The organism is Rhizobium sp. WW22 (assembly GCF_047041135.1).
Taxonomy (GTDB): Bacteria; Pseudomonadota; Alphaproteobacteria; order Rhizobiales; family Rhizobiaceae; genus Rhizobium.
Window position 1 is genome coordinate 1,797,450 of record NZ_CP178199.1, and the last position, 23,733, is coordinate 1,821,182.

The following is a 23,733-nucleotide window of genomic DNA, read 5'->3' on the forward strand; positions in this document are numbered from 1 at the left end:
CGAAGGCCTCTAGGTTCGCTTCGATTTTCCGCCCATCGCCTTCGTCAATTCTTCCGCCGCCGCCCGCACGACCGGGCCGAGCGCGGCAACCCTTTCATCCGGCAGCCGCACAGCCGGGCCTGAAATCGAGATGCCGGCAATAGCCTCGCCATACTCATCGAAGATTGGCGCCGCAACACATCGCATGCCGAGCGTATGTTCCTCATCATCGATCGACCAGCCCCGCGAGCGGATCTCGGCCATATCCGTAAGCAGCACGGGCAGCGTATCGCGGGTCTTATCGGTGAAATGCTGCAACGACCGCCCTTTGAGCAAAGCCTCTATCTGGCTGTCCGCCCAGGTGGAAAGGATCGCCTTGCCGATACCCGAAGCATGGATCGGTCCGCGCCGGCCCGGGCGGAAAAAGGCGCGCATCGGCGCATGGCTTTCCGCCTGGGAGATGAAGACAACGTCGCCATCTTCCTCGATGGCAATATTGGCGGTCTCGCCAGACGCCTCCATCAACTGCTTGAGGAAAGGCCGGCTGATGGTACCGAGCTTGCGGAAGCGCAAATAGGCCGTTCCGATCTCGAAGGCTTTCACCCCGATCGTCCAGGCGCCGCTTTCATCGTCATGCGCGACCATGCCGTGCTGGGCGAGAGAAGTCAGTAGCCGATGGACGGTGGAGGGCGCCATGGCCGATCTGTCGGCGAGATCGGTCAAAACCGCGCCATCGGCTTCGGCCACCAACTCCAAGAGTTTCAGACTTCGATCGAGCACCTGGACGGATGAAGCCGCCGCATTCTCTGCCGGCTTCCGGCCCGGCCTGCCCCTCGTCTTTTCCGGATTTTCCGCCATGACGCTCACTTTTGACTAAAGGCGCGCCCCGCAGTTTGGCGCCGCTCGTTTTGGCTTCATGACATATCCGCTTCGCTTCGATTGTTCCAGATTTGTTGAAAATGTTTATTTCCATATGATGGGATTGATTTCCATTTTTAGATTGCGCTCGTTCACCCATGCGGTACCTTCGGTCCAGAAACGGAGGAAATTCCCATGGCGAAGATGCGCGCAGTCGATGCCGCAGTGCTGGTTCTGGAAAAGGAAGGCGTCAATTGCGCCTTCGGCGTTCCCGGCGCTGCGATCAACCCCTTCTACTCGGCGATGAAAGCGCGCGGCTCTATCCGCCATGTGCTGGCCCGTCATGTCGAAGGTGCAAGCCATATGGCCGAGGGCTACACCCGCGCCCGCGCGGGCAATATCGGTGTGTGCATCGGAACGTCTGGGCCTGCCGGCACCGACATGATCACCGGCCTCTATTCCGCCTCTGCCGATTCGATTCCGATTCTCTGTATCACAGGCCAGGCGCCGCGCGCCCGTCTCGACAAGGAGGATTTCCAGGCGGTCGATATCGCCAAGATCGCAGCCCCCGTTACCAAATGGACCGTGACCGTCATGGAGCCGGCTCTCGTTCCTTACGTCTTCCAGAAGGCATTCCATACGATGCGCTCGGGTCGCCCCGGCCCGGTCCTCATCGATCTGCCTGTGGACGTCCAGCTCGCCGAAATCGAGTTCGATATCGAAACCTATGCCCCGCTTGAGCCCTACAGGCCGTCGGCGACGCGGGCGCAGGCGGAAAAGGCGCTTGCCATGCTGAACGCGGCCGAGCGGCCGCTGATCGTCGCAGGCGGCGGCATCATCAACGCCGATGCTTCCGACCTGCTCGTCGAATTCGCCGAGATCACAGGCGTTCCAGTCATCCCGACGCTGATGGGTTGGGGCACGATCCCGGACGATCATCCATTGATGGCCGGCATGTGCGGGCTGCAGACCTCGCATCGCTACGGCAATGCGACGCTGCTTGCCTCCGATTTCGTCTTCGGGATCGGCAATCGCTGGGCCAATCGCCACACCGGCAATATCTCGACCTACACCGAGGGCCGGACCTTCGTGCATGTCGATATCGAACCGACCCAGATCGGCCGTGTCTTCGCTCCGGATTTCGGCATCGTCTCCGATGCCGGCGCCGCGCTAAAGCTCTTCCTCGACGTTGCGACGGAATGGCAGACAGAAGGCAAGCTGCGCGATTGGTCGGCCTGGGCGGAGGAATGCCGCGAGCGCAAGCGCACCATGCTGCGCAAGACGCATTTCGACCAGACGCCGCTGAAGCCACAGCGCGTCTACGAGGAGATGAACAAGGCTTTCGACCGCGACACCTGCTACGTCTCGACCATCGGGCTCAGCCAGATCGCGGGCGCCCAATTCCTGCATGTCTACAAGCCGCGCAACTGGATCAATTGCGGCCAGGCCGGCCCGCTCGGCTGGACCCTGCCGGCAGCGCTCGGCGTGCGCGCCGCAGATCCGGACCGTCCGATCGTCGCCCTATCCGGCGACTACGACTTCCAGTTCCTCATCGAGGAGTTGGCCGTCGGGGCGCAACACAAGCTTCCCTACCTGCATGTGGTTGTGAACAACTCCTATCTCGGTCTTATTCGCCAGGCCCAGCGCGGCTTCAACATGGATTTCGAGGTCAGCCTCGCCTTCGATAACATCAATGCCACTGACAACGCCGAACCCGGCTATGGCGTCGATCATGTCGCAGTTGCCGAAGGGCTTGGCTGCAAGGCTATCCGGGTGCGCAGCCCGAACGAATTCCAAGAGGCGTTCACGACAGCAAAGCAGCTGATGGCAGAGCATCAGGTTCCCGTCGTCATCGAGTTCATTCTGGAGCGCGTCACCAACATCGCCATGGGCGCCGACATCAATGCGGTCGTCGAGTTCGAGGAACTTGCCGAACGTGGCGAGGATGCCCCAACCGCAATCCTCGCTCTGCTGGACTGAAGGAGGAATAACCATGCCGAAATTTGCGGCCAATCTGACCATGCTCTTCACTGAAGCGCCGTTTCTGGATCGCTTCGCGCTGGCCGCCAAGGCCGGTTTCGAGGGCGTCGAATATCTCTTTCCCTATGATTTTGCGAAGGAAGCGCTGCGCGCCGAACTCGATCGTCATGGCCTGACCCAGGTGCTGCACAATCTGCCCGCCGGCAATTGGGCCGGCGGCGAGCGCGGCATCGCGATCCTGCCCGACCGTATCGACGAATTCCGCCGCGGCGTAGCCTCCGCGATCGACTATGCGACGACGCTCGGCTGCAGCCAGGTCAATTGCCTCTCAGGCATTATTCCGGCCGGCGTGCCCGATGAGGTGCTGCGGACCACCTTCGTCGTCAACCTCAAATATGCGGCGGAAGAGCTCGGCAAGCATGGGATACGGCTGCTGATCGAGCCGATCAACAGGTTCGACATTCCGGGGTTTTATCTCAACACGCCGGATCAGGCCGCTTCGATCATCGCCGAAGTCGGCAGCGACAACCTGTTCATTCAGTACGACCTCTATCACCAGCAGCGTACGGAGGGCGAGCTGATCGGCACCTTCAAGAAGCACCAGGCGCAGATCGCCCATGTGCAGCTTGCCGACAATCCGGGTCGCAACGAACCAGGCACCGGCGAGATCGCCTACCCCTTTGTCTTCGAAACGCTCGATGCGCTCGGCTACGACGGCTGGATCGGCTGCGAATACAAGCCGCGCACGACGACCGCGGCGGGGCTCGGCTGGTTTGCCGCAGCCGGACGCCACGCCGAAGGCGCCGCCATTCTCAATATCAGGAGCTAACAACCATGGCACATATCGGATTTATCGGCCTCGGCATCATGGGAACCCCCATGGCGCGCCACCTGCAAAATGCCGGCCACATCGTCGTCACATCGAAGTTTTCGATTCCGCCGCGCCGGGAGCTGCTCGACAACGGCCTGCAATTTGTCGAAACGCCGAAGGCGCTCGCCGAAACCGTCGATACCATCATCCTGATGCTGCCGGATACGCCCGAGGTCAAAGACGTGCTCTTCGGCGAGAACGGGGTTGCCTACGGCTTGTCCAAGGGCAAGCTCGTCATCGACATGAGCTCGATCTCGCCGATCGAGACCAAGGAATTCGCCAGGAAGGTTCGGGAAACGGGCGCCGAATATGTCGACGCGCCCGTCTCCGGTGGCGAAGTCGGTGCCAAGAACGCCTCGCTATCCATCATGGCCGGCGGCTCCGAGGCAAGCTTCGAGCGGGCGCTGCCGCTCTTCCAGCTGATGGGCAAGAACATCACGCTCGTTGGCGATTGCGGCGATGGCCAGGTCACAAAGGTCGCCAACCAGATCATTGTCGCATTGACGATCGAGGCCGTGTCCGAGGCACTCGTCTTTGCCTCGAAGGCCGGTGCCGATCCGGCCCGCGTGCGCTCGGCCCTGATGGGCGGCTTTGCCTCCTCGCGCATCTGGAAGTGCATGGCGAACGGATGATCAAGCGCACCTTCGAACCGGGATTCCGCATCTCCCTGCATCAGAAGGATTTGAACCTTGCCCTGCAAGGCGCCAAGGCTCTCGGCGTCTCGCTGCCGAACACTGCGGCAACGCAGGAGCTTTTCAACCAATGCGCCGCCAATGGCGATAGCGGGCTCGATCATTCCGGTCTCGTCAAGGCGCTGGAGCGCATGGCGAACCATCCCGTCGCGTAACATGTGAGAGACTCGATGCCTGATATCGCCGATCCCCGCGCCTTTCTGGAAAGGCTCTTCTATGCAGCGGTTGCGGCTGCCGATCTGGACAAGGCGCTCGCCGCCCATCTGCCGGAAAAACCGAGGGGCCGGACGGTGGTGGTCGGTGCCGGCAAGGGAGCGGCGCAGATGGCTCGGGCCTTCGAGCGTCTCTGGGATGCACCGCTCTCCGGCGTTGTTGTGACGCGTTACGGCTACGCCGTGCCGTGTGAGCGTATCGAGGTTCTCGAAGCCGCGCATCCGGTGCCGGACGAAAGTGGCCTGCGCGCATCAGATCGGTTAATGGCAGCGGTCAGCGGTCTTAACGAAGACGATCTGGTCGTCGCCCTTATTTGCGGCGGCGGCTCGGCATTGTTGCCGGCGCCGGCCGGCGATCTCACGCTTGCCGATGAGATCGCCGTCAATCGGGCCTTGCTTGCCTCCGGCGCACCGATCGGCGCCATGAATGCCGTGCGCAAGCAGGTCTCGCGTATCAAAGGAGGGCGGCTGGCGGCCCTTGCCCATCCGGCCCGCGTCGTCTCTCTGGTCGTTTCCGATATTCCCGGCGACAACCCCGCCCTGGTTGCCTCCGGCCCGACTATTCCCGACCAGACGACCCGCGCCAATGCACTTGCGATCATAGAACATTATGGTCTCGATTTACCTGACGCGGTTATGCGTCATCTCGAGGATGGCACGGATGAGCCGCCCCTGCCCTCGGACCCTCGTTTCGCCGGCAACGAGATAAAGCTCGTTGCTTCGGCGGCCATCGCTCTGGATGCGGCTGCCGATGTCGCCCGCAAGGCCGGCGTCGAGACGATCGTGCTTTCCGATGCCATCGAGGGCGAAGCATCGGAAGTCGGTCGTCAACATGCGGCGATCGTAGCCAAGATCCTGCAGCGGGGGCTGGCATCGCAAGAGCGCTTGCTTCTTCTGTCTGGCGGGGAAACCACGGTAACGATCAAGGGCAAGGGCAAAGGCGGCCGCAACAGCGAGTTCCTCCTATCCTTCGCCTGCGCCATTTCCGGCCAAAAGGGCATTTCGGCGCTTGCCGCCGACACGGACGGTATCGACGGTTCAGAGGACAATGCCGGTGCCTTTGCCGACGGCACCACCGTTTCACGGCTTGCCGCTCGAGAGAAGGATGCAGCCGAATTCCTGGAGCGCAACGACAGCTGGTCGGCCTTCGCCGCGATCGACGACCTGTTCGTCACCGGACCGACCGGCACGAACGTCAACGACTTCCGTGCCATTCTTCTAGACCCGCTGGATTGAGGCCAGGCGACCCAGGCGATCGGAATCATCAAGACGCCAGATGTCACCTGGTCAACGAAATGCCGGGTAAAGCTTATGGCGCCGAGGCTCATAGAGCTGCTCTGAATTAACGAGGGCCTCGGCCAGAGCTCAATTCCGCCTTCATTGACGAGAATATTATTCCAAGATCGTTTCGGAAGTTAGCAAATCACTATAGGGTTGATACCGACTCGGCGGTGCGTACGCTTTGAGCGAGTCCGCTTTGCCGCCGAGCAAGACAATCCTGCGAAGAAAAGCCGACATGCCCAAGAGAACCTCCCCGCTCGTCGCGTTTCAGTCCAAGACATTCCGTTCTCTCTGGTCGGCAACACTCATCTCCAATCTCGGCGGATTGGTCGAAGGTGTGGGGGCTGCCTGGCTGATGACCAGCCTCGCCACCTCCCATGGCATGGTCGCCCTGGTTCAATCCTCCACGACGCTGCCTGTCATGATCTTTTCGCTCGCTGCCGGCGCGCTTGCCGACAATTACGACCGAAGACGGATCATGCTGATCGCGCAGACGCTGATGCTCAGCGTATCGGCAACGCTGGCGATCCTGTCCTACAGCAATGCCTTGACGCCCTGGCTGCTGCTTTGCTTCACCTTCATGATCGGCTGCGGCGGCGCGCTGCATAACCCGTCATGGCAGGCATCCATGGGCGATGTCGTGCCGCGCGAGCATCTGCCGGGTGCGGTGGCGCTCAACAGCATGAGCTATAACCTCATGCGCAGCATCGGGCCCGCGATCGGCGGCGTCATCGTGGCGGCTGCAGGCGCGGCCTTCGCGTTTCTCTTCAACGTCTTCTGTTATTTTGCACTCATCTTCACCCTATGGCGCTGGAAGAAGGCTCCTGTGCGCAACACGCTGCCGCGCGAGTCTTTCGGCAGCGCAATGTCTGCCGGATTTCGCTACGTCCAGATGTCGCCGAACCTGCTCAAGGTGATGTGCCGCAGCTTCGTCTTCGGCCTGACGGCGATCGTCATTCTGGCTTTACTGCCTCTCGTTGCACGCGATCATGTGCATGGCACCGCAATAACGTATGGCATCATGCTCGGCTTCTTCGGCTTCGGCGCCATCTGCGGCGCGATGCTGATCGGCCGTATCCGCGATGCGCTGAGCAATGAATGGGTGATCCGTGGTGCCTTCTTCACGCTGGCCGTCAGCTGCTTCTTCCTGGCGCTTAGCGACCAGGTATGGCTAAGCTGCCTTCTGCTCATGCCGGCCGGCGTCGCATGGGTGCAGGCCTTTTCTCTCTTCAACGTCACGGTTCAGCTTTCCACGCCGCGCTGGGTCGTCGGCCGCGCTTTGTCTCTCTATCAGACCGCCACCTTCGGTGGCATGGCTGTGGGGAGCTGGCTCTGGGGCGAACTGGCCGATGCCCATGGCGTGACCGGCGCCCTCCTCATCGCAAGCGCCGCTCTCGGTATTGGCGGTCTGCTTGGCCTCCTGTTGCAGCAGCCGGACTTCGAATCCCTCAATCTGGATCCGACGAACACCTTCAGCGAGCCGCAATTGCAGCTCGACCTGCGCCCCAGAAGCGGCCCTATCCTCGTCATGGTGGACTACGACATCGAGCAGGAGGACGTCGAGGAATTCCTGGCCGTCATGGCGAAGCGCCGCCGGATGAGAATCCGCGATGGCGCGAAGCAATGGTCGCTATTGCGCGATCTCGAAAAGCCAAACACCTGGACGGAAAGCTACCATCTGCCGACATGGATCGACTATGTCCGCCACGGCCAGCGCCAGACGCATGCCGATGTCGAGGTCGCCGAACAGCTAGATAGACTGCATCGTGGCGACGGGCCGCCGGTCATTCACCACATGATCGAACGGCAGACGGTGCCCCGGCACGACGACATGCCCCTGAAACCCTATCTGGATGCGACGTGACGGAGCGGTCGCAGACCTGCTCCAGGCGACATGATCATGTTGCATTTCTTTTTGGCCTCGAACTATCGGTTCAAAGTGAAAACCAGCGGGCTCGATCCGTCGATTGATCCTGCGAGGCAAAAAGGTCACACCCTGCAGGCATTTGATATCACATCATCGTAAAGTCGGGGAAGGATCCACAACCTTATATTGAGCTATCAATCAAAATGCCTATCTTCCCGCGCTGCTAATGTGGGCGCCAAATCACTCCCAGGATTTTGCGAAGCATATGCTTCGCTCCTCGCCTTGCGGCTGCCTACGCAACCATTCGGAGTTTCAGGGCAGACAATGATATTTCCGACGATTAAGCTTCCCCAGAGAGCCATCATGCTCGCTCAGGGCGTGATTACGATGCCGAAGGCCGCCTATTTCGCCCTGGCGATCGTGATCGCGCTTACGGTTTTCATAACAGTTTATGAAGCGCCAGGCATATTGAGGGATTGGACGATCAGCCAAAACCCCATCAATCTCGTCGATGGTGATATCCGCGACGGAAAATGCTCGACCCGAAGAGGCTTCTTCACCACCTGTGAGGCGCACCTCAAATATGCCTACAATGGGCAGACCTTCGACAAGGATGTCGAAATCATGTTCGTCGATATCCATGCCGGCGACTATGACACTGACCTCGTCATCTCCAGAGATCATCCAGACTTGGCGACCCTCAGCCTCGGACTGGATATGCTCTGGAACCGGATCATAACGCTTGCCGTCTTCGTCGCTCTTCTTGGCGGCGCCTGCATTGCCGCGATCTTCCAGATCCTGCGCGTCTGGCGCGCCCGCGGACAACTGCGCCGGCCTGCCCAGCTTGAGCCGGTCCCCGTGGAAATCACCGCTTTCCAGCGACGCGGCAAGCGGCTGATGGTGGCCTATGCCGACAAGATCGGCGGCAGAAAAACCGGACGGGCGGCCCATACGAATTTCGGGCCTGGAGAGGAGCCACTGGTCGTCGGCGCAAAGGGCGACAAGGCCGTGGCACTGGCCGTCTGGCATGGGAATACGGCTCTCCCAGTGCTTTTGGACAGCCGGCTGGAACGCATCGACATCTCGGCGGACGAACGCGCGGGCATTCTCGCTCCGCTCACAGCGGAACTTGGCGCTCATCCGCCGGAACTCATTGTTCAAGGGAAGAGAGGGCCGTCCGTCATGGCACGGCTTGCCAGGGGGTTCCTAGTTATCCTTCTCTTCATTGTCGGCATTTTCGGCTACTGGGTCTGGTATGTGACCAGCGCCGGCTCGCAATTCACTTCCCCCGCCATGGATATCAACAATATGATGCCGGCACCCCTCAACCGCTGGGGCTGCGATCAGTTGAAGAAGCGTTTCGGCGATCAGCGCGCGCCCTTCGGATGCACCGCCTCGGACTATACGAGCTGGAAGTAATATTCGACCAGCCGAGATGGACGCGATCCCTCCAGCGAGGTCGCGTTCATCCGGACATTCTCCCCTTTCATTCCCTGATCTCCGACGCAAGAACGTCATCGTTCGTGACGGGTACATCGTTCCGAGGACAGCTCGACCGGATACGCCGTTCTACCTATATTCTCCTGATCGAGATCGCCTCAGTTCGGGACGATAGAATCCGCGGAAGCGCATAATCATGGACCAGCTCAACAGCACCGCCGCGACACTCCTCTCCAGCAAGGATCGCGGCTGGAAGGGCCTGGAAGCGAATTTCCTTCGTATTCAGGCTGGCCGAACCCATGTGCCGGGGTCGCAGACGCATCGGCTCGGCATTCATTTCGGGCGGACCGTAAATGCTTTTTGTGAGTGCGACGGCCGTCAATACCGCCGTCGGCAAGCGCATGGCGATATCGATATCGTTCCTGCCGGACTCGATGGCTGGTGGGAAGATGACGGGGACTGCACCATTCTACGCCTGAATATCCAGCACGAACTCCTTCAATCCGCTGCAGAAGCGCTCGGCAGAAATTCGGATACGGTTTCTCTGGCACCAAAATTCCAGCTTCGGGATTCGCGCATTGAATCGATCGCCTGGGCGATCAAGGCCGAAATCGAGTCGCCGGTCCCGTCGGACAAAACCTATGCGGAAGCGCTGGGATTGGCGCTGTCGATCCGCCTGATAGAAGGCGGCGAACAGACTTCGGTCGGTACAGCCGCGACAGGCGCCACTTTGACAAACCGCCATCAACGACGCCTGTTGGATTTCATCGAAGCCCATATCGATCAGTCGCTGTCTCTTGGCGATCTCGCCGCGACGGTCGGTCTCAGCGTATCGCATTTGAAGCCACTCTTTCGCGCCACTTTCGGCGTTCCGGTTCATCACTATGTGCTGACGCGCCGGATCGAGCGCGCCAAATTGCTCATCCTCTCCACCGACATGCCGCTCGCCGAAATCGCTTTGGCGACAGGGTTTGCCCATCAGAGCCACATGACGCACTGGATGCGGCGCATCCTCGGCCTCACCCCCGGCATGCTGAGCCGGATGCATTCATGACTTCGATTGTCGTCCAAACCTGCAATTGACCATCCGGATCTGTGCGATCCCGCGAGCATACATGGCTAGACTGCAGGAAAATCGACAGGAGAAGATACAATGCACGCAATTCTGGGCGCGACCGGCAAGGTTGGCCGCACGACCATCGCCGCCCTGCGCAAGGCTGGCGTTCCCGTTCGCGCAGTTCTGCGCGACGGCTCGAAAGCACAGGCCCTTTTGGATCTTGGCTGCGAGATCGCCATTGCCGATATACATGATCATCGGGCGCTGACGGCCGCATTCGAAGGGGCGAGCGCCGTCCAGATCATCTGCCCGGTCGATATTCGTGCCACTGAGGCCTATTCCTGCATGAGACGACTGGTGGACCGTATTGGCGACGCGCTGTCAGCCGCCAAGCCGCGAACCATTCTTGCCATTTCCGACTATGGCGCGCAGCATAGCTCTGGCACCGGCGTCACCTTGATTTTCCACGCCCTTGAAGCGCGGCTACGTCAGCTGGAGACCGAGAGGCTTATCCTGCTGCGATCGGCCGAGCACATGGAGAACTGGGCGCGTCTGGCAAAAGTAGCGGCGGATAGCGGCCGATTGCCGAGCTTCTATCATCCGCTGACCAAGCTTCTTCCGACCATCTCCGCCTATGACGTGGGTTCGATCGCGGCCGAATTGCTTTTGGAAAAGCAGGACACCGCGCTAAGGATTGTTCATGCCGAAGGTCCTCGGCGTTATACGCCGAATGACGTTGCGGCGGCCATCGGCTTGCTGGCCGGGCGCGAGGTCGTTGCCAAACCGCTTCCCGAGACCGAATGGCAAGCCGCACTCATGCGGGCGGGTCTTTCCGAAGACTATGCGCGACTACTGGTCGAACTTTATACCGCCCACAATGCGGACCGAATAGATGTCGAAAAAGATGTGGGCGAGATCCGTCGAGGTACAATCGAATTGGTGGAGGCGTTGCGGCGGATTCTCAGCGCATGAGGATTCTCGAACGCCTGGAACAGGCTATTTGCTGCCCTGCGCACGATCTCAGCAGCGCGGGATTGTCAGCACGATGGTCGTGCCGCCACCCTTGCGGCTGTCGATCGTCGCGTGGCCGCCGTGCGCCTCGGCGATCGCCTTGACGACGGCGAGGCCGAGGCCTGACCCGCCGCCTCTTCGCGTTCTCGCATCGTCGGCCCTCCAGAACCGCTCAAAGGCCCGTTCGCTTTCCGCAGCCGTCATGCCGGGGCCGTCATCCGAAACCATGATGACGCACAGGTTGCCGGCCTCCTGAGAGGCTACACTCAACCTCGAGCCCGGAGCGTAGCGTGCGACATTGTCGATGAGCGCAAGCATTGCCTGCCGGATGCGCGCCCGATCGGCAATCACCGGCATCTTCTGCAAGTCGGTTTCAATCCTGATGCTGAGGCTGGCAAGCGCCGGCCCAACGGAATCGATGATGTCTGCGATTTCTTCTCCAACGTCGAAACGCGATTGCTGCAGCTCCATGCGCCCGGCATTCATCAGCGAAAGCGTCTTGAGGTCGTCGACGATGCGCGTCAGAGCATCGATATGGCCGATCAATCCGCGGAATACCTCCTGGCTCGGCTCGAACACCCCATCCGCCAGCCCCTGCATGCGCCCGCGCAGGATCGTCAGCGGCGTGCGCAACTCGTGCGCGATGGCTGAATTCGAATATTGGAGCTCCTTTTCCGCTCTTTGCAGCTCCTCTGCCATCCGATTGAAATCGTTGATCAGACGGTCAGCTTCGCCGAAATTGCCTTCGCCGGTTGCCCGGCCGGCAAAATCTCCATCCGCAATGAGGCGGGCAGCCTCCGTCACGGCCGTCAGGGGCTTGACGAGGCGCCGGGCAAGCCGCCATCCGACATAAGCGCCGACGGCCTGGCCGATCGCCACGTTGATGCCGAGCACGACGAAATCGCTGACGGCCCAGTCGTCCGGCGGAGCGGAGTCCTTGAACAGCCATTCGTAGACATAGCCGTAGATCAGGAAGCCGAAAAACATCACCGACAGAGCGACGAAGGCGACGATGGTCGTCGACCAGATGATTTGCCTGTTAAGGCTGTTGCTAACCGAAATCGCCAAGGCGGTAACCCACTCCCCTGACGCCATTGAGAAGCTCGCCGACACCGGCGGCATCGAGCTTGCGGCGAAGTTTGCTCATGTGACTGTCGACAGTGCGGTCAAGCGCATCGCCTTCGGGAAGGCAGGCATCGACGATCTCGCCGCGTTCGAAGGCCCTGTTCGGGAACCCAGCCATATATTCGAGGATGCGGAATTCGGTGCGCGTCAGGTTCAACGGCGTGCGGCTTTCGCCGTCCTCGACGACGGCCATGTGGGCGATCGGATCGATTGCGAGCCTGCCGACCCGCAGCACCTTGTTCGCAGCACTTCCCGTCGCCCGTCTCAGAACCGCCCGCGCCCGGGCGACCACCTCGACCGGGTTGAACGGCTTGACCACATAGTCGTCGGCGCCGGAGCGCAGCCCATGCAGCTTGTCGAGATCGTCGGCAAGTGCCGTGACCATGATAACAGGCGTATCGCCTCTTTGGCGGATGGTGGCAAGCACGGTGTGACCGTCGAGCTTCGGCAGTTTGACGTCGAGGACGACGAGATCGGGCCGCAGCCGCTGGTGATGGGAAAGCCCGATCTCGCCGTCCGAGGCCGTCAGCACACGAAACCCCTCGCGCTCAAAATAGCGTTCAAGAATATCGGAGATTTCCGGCTCGTCCTCGACGATCAATATCAATGCATTTTCCATCCAAGGCTCCTTTACCGGATAGAAACGTCAGACAGGGCCTGCGCGTCAACATTCCTCTGCCCTCCTCCATAAAACCTCCACAAAACGTCGACCGAAGGCCAACAATCCCGATGTTTGCTTAACCTCGGACGAAAGTGCCATTCGCGCCCGGCGTTGAAGCGGCTCCTTTCGAATGGGTTCATGCCGTCGAGACGCGGAGCGACGATCTCCCCGCGCCACGGTCAATTGGGAATACATCTATGCGATCTGCAATCGAACTGCCTTGCGGGAAGGCGATATTGGCGGCAATGGCGATGCTTATGCTGATTTCCAGCCACGCTTACGCGCAGGAGAGCAGCGAAATGCCCGCCCCCGCCGTCGGTATCCTGCAAATCAGGGCGCATCCGGTGCCTGTCATGAGCGAGCTTCCAGGGCGCATCGCCGCGACCCGGGTCTCCGAGGTACGTGCTCGCGTCTCGGGCATTCTCCAGGAGCGCGTCTTCGAGCAGGGCAGCCTCGTCCATAAGGGCGACGTTCTTTACCGGATCGATCCGAAGCTGTTTCAGGTGCGGGTGGCGAGCGCCAGGGCGGCCTTGCAGAAGGCGAAGGCCGTCCAGGCCAATGCGAGGCAACAGCTGGAACGCCAGCGCTCGCTGCGAGAGCGCAATGTCTCGACCGCCGTCGACTATGATACAGCCGCCGTCAATCTCGCACAGGCCGACGCCGATGTCGCGGCTCAGCAAGCCGCCCTCGACGAAGCTGAGATCAATCTGGACTACACCGAGGTAAAAGCGCCCATCACCGGCATCATCGGTGGCGCTCTCGTGACCGAGGGAACGCTTGTGACGGCGGAAGGCGCGTCCAATCTCGCGCTCATCCAGCAGATCGATCCGGTCTATGCCGATTTCACGCAGTCCGCGCAGGACCTCCTGGCGCTGAAGCGGGCCGTCAGCGAAGGCAAGCTGCAGAGCCCGGCACCCGGACAGGCATCCGTCGAGCTCGTGTTCGACGGTGGAAAGAGCTATTCCAAGCCGGGCAAGCTGCTGTTTTCGAACGCGAATGTGGACCCGAGCACGGGACAGGTCACATTGCGTGCGGAATTTCCCAATCCCGATGGCGATCTCCTGCCGGGCATGTATGTCCGCGTGCGCATCCAACAGGCGGTCCAGAAGAGCGGCATCACCATTCCGCAAAGGGCGGTGATGAGGGACGCCGAGGGCAATCCGCAAATTTTCGTGATCTCCGCCGACCAAACAGCACAGGTGCGCAACATCGCCCTCGGCACGTCTCTCGGCGCCGAATGGATCGTGCTTTCCGGGCTGAAGGATGGCGAAACCATCATAGCGGACGGAGTCCCGAAGGTCACGCCCGGTGGCAAGGTCGTCGCCGAACCGTGGACGCCGTCAAGCGCCGAGCCGAACACCTCAGACCAGGCCGCAAAGTAATCAAATCATGGCACAGTTCTTTATCAGGCGACCCGTCCTCGCATGGGTCTTTGCTTTCTTCATCATGATTGCGGGGATCATTACCATCCCGATATTGCCGGTCGCGCAATATCCCGCCGTCGCTCCTCCGCAGCTTTCCATTTCCGCCTCCTACCCCGGCGCCTCGCCGCAGGAAATCTATCAGGGCGTGACCCGGCTGATCGAGCAGGAGCTGAACGGCGTCCACGGCATCGCCTATTTCGAGTCGACCTCCGACAATTCCGGCTCGGTGAGCATCAACGCCACCTTCGTCTCCGGAACCGATATCGGCAAGGCGACCGTCGACGTGCAAAATGCGGTGCGGCGCATCGAGGCGCGACTGCCGCAGGCGGTTCGCACGCAAGGCATTCAGGTCGAAGAAGCCAGTGCCGGCTTCCTGTTGATCGCGGCCCTGACCTCGACCGACGGCAAGACGGATGAGATCGCGCTCGGCGACTACATCAACCGCAATATCCTCGGAGAGCTACGCCGCCTTCCCGGCGTCGGCCGTGCGCAGGTCTTCGCCTCTCAGCGGGCATTGCGCGTCTGGATCGACCCGGACAAAATGGTCGGTCTTCATCTGACGGCGGCCGACATCAGCGCGGCAATCGCCGCCCAGAACGCGCAGGTCGCAGCCGGTCAGATCGGCGCGACGCCCAATCCGGTCAGCCAGGATCTGACCGCGACCGTGATCGTCGAGGGCCAGCTCAACAGCGCGAAGCAATTCGGTGACATCATCCTTCGCGCCAATCCCGACGGTTCGACCGTGCGCCTGCGCGACGTCGCCCGCGTCGAGGATGGCGCGGAAACCTATTCGACTGCAAGCCGGCTCAACGGCAATCCGAGCGCCGGCCTTGCCATTCAGCTTTCCTCGACAGGCAACGCCGTTGCCGTCTCGGGGGCCGTTAAGGCGAAGATGGACGAGCTGTCGAAGTTCTTCCCGAAAGGTGTCGAGTACTCGATCCCCTATGACACCAGCCCCTTCGTCAATGCCTCGATCGAGAAGGTCGTGCACACGCTCATCGAGGCGATCGTGCTCGTCTTCATCGTGATGTTCGTCTTCCTGCAGAACTTCCGCTACACGGTCATCCCGACGCTCGTCGTGCCCGTTGCCCTGCTCGGAACCTGCGCCATCATGTATGCGACAGGCTTCTCCATCAACGTGCTGACCATGTTTGCCATGGTGCTTGCGATCGGCATCCTCGTCGATGACGCCATCGTCGTGGTCGAGAATGTCGAGCGCATCATGGCCGAAGAGGGTTTGCCGCCGAAAGCCGCGACGCAGAAGGCAATGAAGCAGATCACCGGCGCCATCCTCGGCATCACGCTGGTGCTGTCCTGCGTCTTCATTCCGATGGCATTCTTCCCCGGAGCTTCCGGCATCATATACCGCCAATTTTCGCTGACCATGGTCGTCTCGATCATGTTCTCGGCTTTCCTGGCGCTATCGCTGACGCCGGCGCTCTGCGCCACCTTCCTGAAGCCGATCGACGGAAATCATCATGAGAAGAAAGGGCTCGGCGGGTGGTTCAATCGCAAGTTCGACGGAATGACGGCGGGCTATACCAAGACGGCTGCCGGCCTTGCGCGCCGGTCGGGACGCGTGATGGGCGTCTATCTCGCGCTCGTCATCGGCCTCGGCTATCTTTTCGTCAACTTGCCCGGTTCCTTCGTGCCGGAGGAAGACCAGGGCATCTTGATTGTCGACGTCCAGGGACCGCCGGAGGCGAGCGCCAACCGCACGATCGCGTCGCTGAAGCAGATCGAGGCGATTTTCAAGGCCGAACCGGCCGTCGAAAACGTCTTTGCCGTCCAGGGTTTCAGCTTCTCCGGAAACGGGCCGAACTCGGCCATCGCCTTCGTCACGCTCAAGGACTGGACCGTGCGGCCTGCGGGCAGTTCGGTGCCGGAAATCGCTGCGCGCGTCAACGCACAGCTCGCCGGATTGAAGGACGCCACCTCCTATGCCCTTTCGCCGCCGCCAATCGAAGGTTTCGGGACGACGAGCGGCTTCTCCTTCCGGCTCCAGGATCGCGCCGGGCGCGGACAGAAGGCGCTCAAGCAAGCTGCGGAAGAATTGATGGCAAAGGCGGCCAAGAGCAGCGTGGCGACGAACGTCCGCATCGAGGGCATGCAGGAAGCCGCCCAGATCATGCTTGCGATCGACCGCGAGAAGGCGAACACCTTCGGCGTCGGCTTCACCGACATCAACGATGCGATCACCGCGAACCTCGGCTCCTCCTATATCAACGACCATCCGAATGCCGGCCGCATGCAGCAGGTCATCGTGCAGGCGGATGGCCGCAGCCGCATGCAGGTGGAAGATATGATGAAGCTGAACGTCCGCAACGCAAGCGGCGGGATGGTGCCGCTGGCATCCTTCGCGACCGCTGATTGGCGCAAGGGCGATCCGCAGATCGTCGGCTACAACGGCTATCCGACCGTCCGTATCACCGGCGAGGCAGCAACAGGCAAGTCTTCGGGTGCCGCCATTGCCGAGATGGAACGCCTCGCATCCGAACTTCCCGACGGTTTCGGCTACGAGTGGTCCGGTCAATCGCGCGAGGAAATCGCCTCCGGCAGCCAGGCGCCGATCCTTTTCGCCTTCAGCATCCTCTTCGTCTTCCTGCTGCTGGCGGGCCTCTATGAGAGCTGGTCGATCCCGCTGTCGGTCATGCTTGTCGTACCACTCGGCATTATCGGCTGCGCATTGGCGGCGATCCTCCGCGACATGCCGAACGACCTTTATTTCAAGGTCGGGCTCATTGCGATCATCGGCCTGTCGGCGAAGAACGCCATCCTGATCGTCGAGTTCGCCAGGGATTATTACGCACAAGGCAAGTCCCTGCTGGATTCAGCGACCGAGGCTGCTCGCGTCCGCTTCCGCCCGATCGTGATGACGTCGCTTGCCTTCACGCTTGGCGTCGTGCCGCTGGCGATCGCAACGGGCCCCAGTGCCGCCAGCCAGAATGCGATCGGTACGGGCGTCCTTGGCGGCATGATCTCCGCAACGGTCCTTGCCGTCTTCTTCGTCCCGGTCTTTTTCGTCTTTGTGCTGTCCCTCCTCCGGACCAAGAGACCGGCCGAAGAGAAGGGTGCGGGCGCCGACGTCCCGCCCGCACCCACCGCCGATCCCCGATCTCGATGAGAAGGAGAATGACCTTCCAAGACCGCCTTATGCCGACCGCATCATGCCGGTTAATTCGAAGGCCTTTAACTGACTGCCATTTTTTCCGTCACCTATTCATGACGAAATGAATTGTTAGGCATCGGCTGCGGCAATCTCGGAGAACCGGCAAAGGCCGCTTTCTTCCGGGATTGGTTGGCCGCAGACTTATTCCAAATAAAACACAAAAGCTTAGCAGGCGAAATGCTGAGCACGGCTAACCAGGATTCCTTATGGCATCGGTATTGCATGCACGGTTGTGCAGATCATGCCGTCAGGATTGTGCCCATGCCAAACGCATGTCATTACCGTTAGCCTGAAGGACGATTTCGTGACTCCAATGGCCGAGTATCGGTCGAAAGCCGCCGCCGTCGCTCCACGCCAAACCGCATCGCCACCGGAAGCATCGCTGAAATCTACTCATGAGCCCTTCTGCTAAAGAAACCCCGCAAACGAATTCGCCGTCTTCCAGCGCAATGATCGCGACACCGCATTGGCTGGCCAGCCAAGCTGGCGCGAAAGTGCTCAAGCGGGGCGGCAATGCAATCGAAGCGCTTGTGGCAGCCGGCGCTGCCTTGTCGGTTACCTATCCTCATTTCTGCGGTCTCGGCGGCGATGCCGTCTGGCTGGTGGCAGACGAGAAAGGCAGTGCGCGGACTTTCCTCGGCATCGGACAGGCCGCGGCAGCCATGCCGCGGGGAGAGATACCTCTGCGGGGGCCGGCCTCTACGCTCACGACAGCATGCCTCGTCGACAGCTGGGAGAAGGCGCTGGCCTACTCCGCTGCCGAATGGGCAGGCACCGAACAATTGCCGGCCCTTCTCGACGACGCCATTGCGCTCGCCGACGGCGGATTTCAGGTCAGTCAGTCGCAGGCTTTCTGGTACGAATTCCGGCGCGATGAACTGAACGACTGGCCGGGCTTCACCGGGCTCTTCCGATCTGGCGGCGTCCAGCACCAGCCCGCCTTGGCCCGGACGCTCGAGGCCATAGCTCGTCACGGCACCCGCGAATTCTACGAGGGTGCGCTGGCCCGGCGAATTGCGAGCGGGCTTGCCGAGGTCGGTTCTCCGCTTTCCGCCGCCGATCTCGCCGCCACGCGGACCGATATTGTCGCTCCCCTCCGGCAGGCATATCGCGACACGATACTTCTTGCTCCGCCACCGCCGACCCAAGGCATAACCACCCTCGGCATCATGGGTGTGCTCGGCCACCTGCCGATGGCAGATTTCCAGCCCGACAGCCCGGCCTATTATCACGCACTGGTCGAGGCCGTGAAACAGGCATTCCTCGATCGGCACGCCATCGCTGATCCTCGCTGCGCCGCAGATGTCTCGAAACACCTTCTCGATCCGGATCGCCTTGTGGCCAAGGCTGCTGCGATCGATCCGGCATGGGCCTTGCCTTGGCCGCAAGACTATCGACATGGTGACACGGCGCTGCTTGCAGCCGTGGATGCCAATGGACGATGCGCGTCGCTGCTGCAAAGCCTCTACTTCGACTGGGGCAGCGGGGTGGTAATCGGCGACACCGGCCTCCTCTGGCAAAACAGGGGAGCCGCCTTCAGCACCGATCCGGCAAGCCCCAATCATATCCGGCCTGGAAAGCGTCCTTTCTATACGCTCAATCCAGGTCTTGCGCTGAAGAACGGGCGCCCGCATCTGGTCTATGGAACGCAAGGGGCGGATGGCCAGCCACAGACGCTGTCGCTGCTGCTCAGCCTGCTGATCGATCACGGCCTTGATCCCGCTGCCGCCCTTGCACGCCCGCGCTTTTTGCTCGGCCGCACATTCTCGGACAGCCGCGACAGCCTGAAGATCGAGGAAAATATTGGCGCCGAATTGGTGTCGGCCCTTGCCGCCATGGGACATGAGATCTCGACAATCGACGCTCTCAGTCCGCTTGGCGGCCAAGCCGGTGTCGTCCGCATCGGAAACGACGGATCGATCGAAGGCGCGCATGATCCGCGCAGCGATGGAGGCGCGATTCTACTTTGAGCGCCAGCGATCAACAATTCGATCTCATCATCCGTAACGTTCGCATCGCGGAGGACGGCGATTTCGTCGACATCGCAGTTCGGGGCGACCGGATCGCAGCCATAGAACCCCGCATTCGGTGCGACGCGGTATCGGACGTCGACGGCGAGGGAAGCTTCGCCTTCGGCGGATTTGTCGATACCCATATCCATCTCGACAAGGCCTGCATTCTCGACCGCTGCGCAATTTGCGAGGGTACGTTGAGCGAGGCCGTGCAGGAAGTCGCCAAAGCCAAGGTAGGTTTTGAAGAAGCCGATGTTTATTCGCGCGCTGCACGCATCGTGGAGAGAGCGATTTCGCACGGCACGACGAGGATGCGAACCTTCGTCGAGATCGATCCGCGCGCAGGCTTCCGCTCCTTTGAGGCGATCAAGCGTGTCCGTGGGGATTATGCTTTCGCGATCGACATCGAAATCTGCGCCTTTGCCCAGGACGGGCTGACGAACGATCCGCAAACATACGATATGCTCGACGCAGCACTTGCCGATGGTGCAGATCTGGTGGGAGGCTGTCCTTATACGGATCCCTCTCCCGGCCGGCATGTGGACATGATTTTCGCATTGGCATCAAAGCACAATGTTGCGGTCGACTTTCATCTCGATTTCAGTCTCGATCCGGATCGAACCGATCTGCCCAAGGTGATCGACGCGACGCTCCGTCATGGCTGGCAGGGCCGCGTATCGATCGGCCACGTCACCAATCTGTCGGCTATGCCACAGGCACAGCTGCTTGCCATCGCAGATGACCTGGCAAAAGCCGGGATCGCTCTGTCGGTGCTGCCGGCAACCGATCTGTTTCTGATGGGCCGCGGACACGACCGCCTGGTCCCGCGTGGCGTAGCGCCGGCCCATCTGCTCGCCGGAAGAGGGGTCGCCACGTCGATTGCGACCAACAATATTCTTAATCCCTTCACGCCCTATGGCGACGCTTCGCTCATTCGCATGGCTAATCTTTACGCCAATGTGGCCCAGCTTTCGCGTGACGACGAGATGGCCTTGGTTTTCGACATGGTGAGCGGAATGGCAGCGGGCCAACTCGACGGCAGCACGCGTCTGCAGGCGGGCGACGAAGCGACGATCGTGCTCCTCGACAGCGCCGGCCCTAATGCGGCCGTGCGCGAGATTGCCCGCGTGATTGCCGGCTGGAAAAAGGGGCGCAAGAGCTTCGACAACGGTCGCCCTATGCTCCACAAACCGATCTAGAACGACCGCGCCATCCATCGGGGACCGAAGTGGTCCACGAAGTAAGAAGCGAGGCGGGCAGCGCAATTGGATACCCCGCTAAGGCCGAAAGATCAGTCATACCGCCCCAGGAACTCCGAGACCGTCTTCAGGCAAATATCCTTCTCTTCGACATGCGGCATATGGCTCGAATTTTCAAAGAGCACCCACTCGCAGCCCCTCACACGATCGACATAAGGCTTGACTACCAGAGGCGTCGCCTCGTCATATTTGCCTGAGATCAGCAAGGTAGGCGCCTCGATGAGCGGAAGTCTGTCTTCGATCGTCCAGTCCTTCATCGTGCCGATGACGTGAAACTCGGTCGGGCCATTCATGTTGCGGTAGACGGTATTGTCCTCGTCCATGGTGGCGAAGGTGCGGGCAACCTCCTCCGGCCAGGGCACGACGCGGCAGACATGGCGATCATAGAAGACGCGGGAGGCGGCGATATATTCCGGATCGGTGATCGTGCCGGCGCGTTCGTGCTTCAATAATGTGTCCTGCACCTCTTGCGGCAGCTCCTCGCGAAGGCGATTCGCTTCTGCGACCCAGGTATGCATGTTGGCCGGCGAATTGGCGATCACCAATGCCTTCAGCCCCTTCGGTCGACGCACCGCATGTTCGGCACCCAGCATGCCGCCCCAGGACTGTCCGAGAAAGGCATAGCGATCCTGAATGCCGAGGTGCCTCAGCAGCGTGTCCAGCTCATCCAGGAAAAGCGCCGGTGTCCAGAAATCAGGGCCTTTCTCTGGCAGGCGCGTGGACTTGCCGTTGCCGAGTTGATCGTAGTGAATGACGGCGCGGCCATCGATTTCGGCAATGCCCTTGAAGCTATCGACATAATCATGGGTGCAGCCAGGCCCGCCATGGGCGACGACGAGCGGCAGCCTGCCGGAATCGAGCGAACCGGTGATGCGGTACCATGTCCGGTATTCGCGAAAGGGCAGAAAGGCTTCCTGCGTCGGGATTGCGGCCACGTGTCTCTCCATCTCCAGGCTTCGATGGACCAGACCATAACGCGACCGAAACGGCTGCGGCAGCTATCAGAAGTTATAGGATGGCTGTGCGTCCAGCAGCCGATAATGCGTGGCGCGGACGACCGCCTGCGTGCGGTTCTTTGCGCCAAGCTTCTTTGCCGCGGCATTCAAATGCATGACGACCGTCGGCACCGAGCGATCGATGATGCGGGAAATCTCCTTGGCGGAATAGCCCTCGGCGGAATAGCGCAGGCATTCCCTTTCGCGCTCCGTCAGCCGGATCTTGCCGACACTCAGCGCTGCGGTGTCGAAGAGCGAATAGGCCGTCTCGTGGAAGACATGCGCAAGCAGGTTGAAATCGGCGATATAACGCAGGGCGTCGCGCTCGAACTCCTTGTTGGCACCAAAGCGAATTCCCGTGACCGTCGCGTAATCGCCGCGCGGCATGTGCACCGGCACCGTGACACCCGTCGACATGTCGCGCTCGCTCAGGTAGCGCGCAACGGGAACCGTGGCCTCGCTCATGAAGCGCTTGATCAGCGTATCGGCGTCGGGATCATAATTCCAGAAGAAGGGCGCCGAGGTTCGTAGCGCCACCTGCTGCACCGGATCGATGCGGAAATAGCCGCGATCGAACCAGTATTCATACATGTCGTCGGAGATGTTCCTGAGCTTTAAAAGCGATGGGATCATGATCTTGCCGTCGAGGTCGTAGGGAACCGGCGAATAATCGTAGATCAAAGCCTCGAAGCCGATTGCCTTCATACGCTCGAAGATATGGTCGATGCGGCCGTCCAGCGTCTGATGCGCCGTGAACTGGCGTCTGATGGTTCCGATTTGATCGAACATGCAGCGGTTCCAATCTGTGCCTGCGACCTCCCAACCTATCACTTCTTATAGCTGGTGCCGAGCGCGGTTTAAGGTAAAAATTTAGCCATGCTCAAATATTGAGCAAGCAGAATCTTTCGCCGGAGTTGTCAATGTGGCGTGAAATTGAGCCGGAGGCGCGGCATGTTGTCGAGGTCGATGGCTACAAGGTGGTCGCCTACAGCTTTGGCAGCGGCCCTGAGACGGTCTTCTGCCTGAACGGCGGCCCCGGCCTGCCCTGCGACTATCTGCGCGAGGCTCATTCCTGCCTGATCGACAAGGGGTACAGGGTCGTTGCCTTCGACCAGCTCGGCACCGGCGCCTCAGACCGCCCGACCGACAAGGGTCTATGGAGCATTGGCCGTTACGTGGAGGAGACCGAGACCGTCCGCAAGGCGCTCGGTCTCAGCAAGGTCCATATGCTCGGCCACTCCTGGGGCGGCTGGCTGGCAATCGACTATGCGCTGACCTATCCCGAGAACCTCAAGACGCTGATCCTCGAAGATACCGTCGCCGACATGCCGCATCTGATTTCCGAGCTGGAGCGGCTGCGCGCGGCGCTCGGCCCGGAAACGGTCGAGATGATGCAGAAGCACGAGGCGCAAGGCACCTATAACCACCCCGAATATCTCGCCGCCGTCACCATACTCAACTATCGCCATGTCTGCCGCCTGCCGGAATGGCCGGCACCTGTCCGCCGCTCGCTCGACGATTGGAACATGGGTCCCTACGAGACGATGCAGGGACCGAACGAATTTCTCTATATCGGCAATCTCAAGGACTGGAACCGCATTCCGGACCTTCCGAAACTTGCCATGCCGGTGCTGATCACGGCGGGCGAACATGACGAGTTGACGCCGGCCTGCGCACTCAGGATGAAGCTTGCCTTGAAGGATGCCGAACTCAAGGTCTTCGCCAATGCCAGCCACATGCCCTTCTATGAGAACCCGTGGGATTACTATCCGGCGCTCCTCGATTTCCTGTCACGGCATAGGGCAAGCTGATGCAAGTTAAGGTGATCCAATCCCACCGA

The 23,733-nt window shown here is 60.8% G+C and carries 17 protein-coding genes and 1 pseudogene; 13 read left to right on the forward strand and 5 right to left on the reverse strand.

What is annotated here, in order from left to right; genetic code table 11:
- Positions 1–9: 9 nt before the first annotated feature.
- Positions 10–837 (reverse strand): HTH-type transcriptional regulator BhcR, encoded by an 828-nt coding sequence (bhcR, locus tag ACK83U_RS27295; RefSeq protein WP_112609941.1) that lies wholly within the window; start codon positions 835–837, stop codon positions 10–12.
- Between the two features lie 195 nt (positions 838–1,032).
- Between bhcR and gcl the strand changes: the two genes are divergently transcribed.
- From gcl to ACK83U_RS27335, 8 genes and pseudogenes are all read left to right on the forward strand, one after another.
- Complete coding sequence (gcl, locus tag ACK83U_RS27300) at positions 1,033–2,817, forward strand: glyoxylate carboligase (protein ID WP_112609939.1); 1,785 nt, start codon at positions 1,033–1,035, stop codon at positions 2,815–2,817.
- A gap of 13 nt (positions 2,818–2,830) precedes the next feature.
- Entirely contained in the window at positions 2,831–3,646 is an 816-nt protein-coding gene (hyi, locus tag ACK83U_RS27305) for a hydroxypyruvate isomerase (RefSeq protein ID WP_112609937.1), read from the forward strand.
- 5 nt (positions 3,647–3,651) lie between these two features.
- Positions 3,652–4,535: pseudogene (gene glxR, locus ACK83U_RS27310) on the forward strand (2-hydroxy-3-oxopropionate reductase).
- Positions 4,536–4,550: 15 nt separating this feature from the next.
- Complete coding sequence (locus ACK83U_RS27315) at positions 4,551–5,828, forward strand: glycerate kinase (protein ID WP_112609933.1); 1,278 nt, start codon at positions 4,551–4,553, stop codon at positions 5,826–5,828.
- Between the two features lie 280 nt (positions 5,829–6,108).
- The gene (locus ACK83U_RS27320; protein ID WP_112609931.1) at positions 6,109–7,737 is read left to right on the forward strand and encodes an MFS transporter; all 1,629 of its coding nucleotides are present in this window, start codon (positions 6,109–6,111) and stop codon (positions 7,735–7,737) included.
- A 366-nt stretch (positions 7,738–8,103) separates the two neighbouring features.
- Positions 8,104–9,159, forward strand: coding sequence for a hypothetical protein (locus ACK83U_RS27325; protein ID WP_412474945.1), 1,056 nt, complete (start codon positions 8,104–8,106; stop codon positions 9,157–9,159).
- 217 nt (positions 9,160–9,376) lie between these two features.
- Complete coding sequence (locus ACK83U_RS27330) at positions 9,377–10,234, forward strand: helix-turn-helix domain-containing protein (protein WP_112609927.1); 858 nt, start codon at positions 9,377–9,379, stop codon at positions 10,232–10,234.
- A 99-nt stretch (positions 10,235–10,333) separates the two neighbouring features.
- On the forward strand, positions 10,334–11,209 hold the full coding sequence (locus ACK83U_RS27335; RefSeq protein WP_112609925.1) for an NAD(P)H-binding protein: 876 nt from the start codon (positions 10,334–10,336) through the stop codon (positions 11,207–11,209).
- A 48-nt stretch (positions 11,210–11,257) separates the two neighbouring features.
- On the opposite strand, the gene ACK83U_RS27340 is transcribed toward ACK83U_RS27335, so the two are convergent.
- Positions 11,258–12,343 (reverse strand): sensor histidine kinase, encoded by a 1,086-nt coding sequence (locus ACK83U_RS27340; RefSeq protein ID WP_246698954.1) that lies wholly within the window; start codon positions 12,341–12,343, stop codon positions 11,258–11,260.
- A complete protein-coding gene (locus ACK83U_RS27345) occupies positions 12,300–12,992 on the reverse strand; it encodes a response regulator (RefSeq protein WP_112609921.1) in 693 nt (230 codons plus the stop codon). Before ACK83U_RS27345 ends, ACK83U_RS27340 begins: the two co-directional genes overlap by 44 nt.
- Positions 12,993–13,231: 239 nt before the next feature.
- Between ACK83U_RS27345 and ACK83U_RS27350 the strand changes: the two genes are divergently transcribed.
- The 4 genes from ACK83U_RS27350 to ACK83U_RS27365 all read left to right on the forward strand — a co-directional run bounded on the left by ACK83U_RS27350 (position 13,232) and on the right by ACK83U_RS27365 (position 20,838).
- The gene (locus ACK83U_RS27350) at positions 13,232–14,416 is read left to right on the forward strand and encodes an efflux RND transporter periplasmic adaptor subunit (protein ID WP_112609919.1); all 1,185 of its coding nucleotides are present in this window, start codon (positions 13,232–13,234) and stop codon (positions 14,414–14,416) included.
- A 7-nt stretch (positions 14,417–14,423) separates the two neighbouring features.
- Entirely contained in the window at positions 14,424–17,582 is a 3,159-nt protein-coding gene (locus ACK83U_RS27355) for a multidrug efflux RND transporter permease subunit (RefSeq protein ID WP_112609917.1), read from the forward strand.
- Between the two features lie 440 nt (positions 17,583–18,022).
- Entirely contained in the window at positions 18,023–19,597 is a 1,575-nt protein-coding gene (locus ACK83U_RS27360; protein WP_112609915.1) for a gamma-glutamyltransferase family protein, read from the forward strand.
- Positions 19,594–20,838, forward strand: a complete 1,245-nt coding sequence (locus ACK83U_RS27365; protein WP_112609913.1) for an amidohydrolase family protein — start codon at positions 19,594–19,596, stop codon at positions 20,836–20,838. Before ACK83U_RS27360 ends, ACK83U_RS27365 begins: the two co-directional genes overlap by 4 nt.
- A gap of 92 nt (positions 20,839–20,930) precedes the next feature.
- On the opposite strand, the gene ACK83U_RS27370 is transcribed toward ACK83U_RS27365, so the two are convergent.
- Positions 20,931–21,845: a proline iminopeptidase-family hydrolase gene (locus ACK83U_RS27370; protein ID WP_162708073.1), complete on the reverse strand. Its 915-nt coding sequence runs from the start codon at positions 21,843–21,845 to the stop codon at positions 20,931–20,933.
- 54 nt (positions 21,846–21,899) lie between these two features.
- Complete coding sequence (locus tag ACK83U_RS27375) at positions 21,900–22,682, reverse strand: LuxR family transcriptional regulator (protein WP_112609909.1); 783 nt, start codon at positions 22,680–22,682, stop codon at positions 21,900–21,902.
- A 131-nt stretch (positions 22,683–22,813) separates the two neighbouring features.
- Here ACK83U_RS27375 and ACK83U_RS27380 point away from each other — a divergent pair, with 131 nt between their 5' ends.
- Positions 22,814–23,704 (forward strand): proline iminopeptidase-family hydrolase, encoded by an 891-nt coding sequence (locus ACK83U_RS27380; RefSeq protein ID WP_112609907.1) that lies wholly within the window; start codon positions 22,814–22,816, stop codon positions 23,702–23,704.
- Positions 23,705–23,733: the final 29 nt, after the last annotated feature.

What these genes read in the sequence shown, in the direction of transcription:
- hyi (WP_112609937.1), top strand. Translation starts at nt 2,831, where the DNA reads ATGCCGAAATTTGCGGCCAATCTGACCATGCTCTTCACTGAAGCGCCG.
- ACK83U_RS27330 (WP_112609927.1), top strand. Translation starts at nt 9,377, where the DNA reads ATGGACCAGCTCAACAGCACCGCCGCGACACTCCTCTCCAGCAAGGAT.
- ACK83U_RS27340 (WP_246698954.1), bottom strand. Translation starts at nt 12,343, where the DNA reads ATGGCGTCAGGGGAGTGGGTTACCGCCTTGGCGATTTCGGTTAGCAAC.
- ACK83U_RS27360 (WP_112609915.1), top strand. Translation starts at nt 18,023, where the DNA reads ATGAGCCCTTCTGCTAAAGAAACCCCGCAAACGAATTCGCCGTCTTCC.
- ACK83U_RS27375 (WP_112609909.1), bottom strand. Translation starts at nt 22,682, where the DNA reads ATGTTCGATCAAATCGGAACCATCAGACGCCAGTTCACGGCGCATCAG.
- ACK83U_RS27355 (WP_112609917.1), top strand. Translation starts at nt 14,424, where the DNA reads ATGGCACAGTTCTTTATCAGGCGACCCGTCCTCGCATGGGTCTTTGCT.
- ACK83U_RS27345 (WP_112609921.1), bottom strand. Translation starts at nt 12,992, where the DNA reads ATGGAAAATGCATTGATATTGATCGTCGAGGACGAGCCGGAAATCTCC.
- ACK83U_RS27370 (WP_162708073.1), bottom strand. Translation starts at nt 21,845, where the DNA reads ATGGAGAGACACGTGGCCGCAATCCCGACGCAGGAAGCCTTTCTGCCC.
- ACK83U_RS27320 (WP_112609931.1), top strand. Translation starts at nt 6,109, where the DNA reads ATGCCCAAGAGAACCTCCCCGCTCGTCGCGTTTCAGTCCAAGACATTC.
- ACK83U_RS27335 (WP_112609925.1), top strand. Translation starts at nt 10,334, where the DNA reads ATGCACGCAATTCTGGGCGCGACCGGCAAGGTTGGCCGCACGACCATC.
- ACK83U_RS27325 (WP_412474945.1), top strand. Translation starts at nt 8,104, where the DNA reads ATGCTCGCTCAGGGCGTGATTACGATGCCGAAGGCCGCCTATTTCGCC.
- ACK83U_RS27380 (WP_112609907.1), top strand. Translation starts at nt 22,814, where the DNA reads ATGTGGCGTGAAATTGAGCCGGAGGCGCGGCATGTTGTCGAGGTCGAT.
- bhcR (WP_112609941.1), bottom strand. Translation starts at nt 837, where the DNA reads ATGGCGGAAAATCCGGAAAAGACGAGGGGCAGGCCGGGCCGGAAGCCG.
- ACK83U_RS27350 (WP_112609919.1), top strand. Translation starts at nt 13,232, where the DNA reads ATGCGATCTGCAATCGAACTGCCTTGCGGGAAGGCGATATTGGCGGCA.
- ACK83U_RS27315 (WP_112609933.1), top strand. Translation starts at nt 4,551, where the DNA reads ATGCCTGATATCGCCGATCCCCGCGCCTTTCTGGAAAGGCTCTTCTAT.
- gcl (WP_112609939.1), top strand. Translation starts at nt 1,033, where the DNA reads ATGGCGAAGATGCGCGCAGTCGATGCCGCAGTGCTGGTTCTGGAAAAG.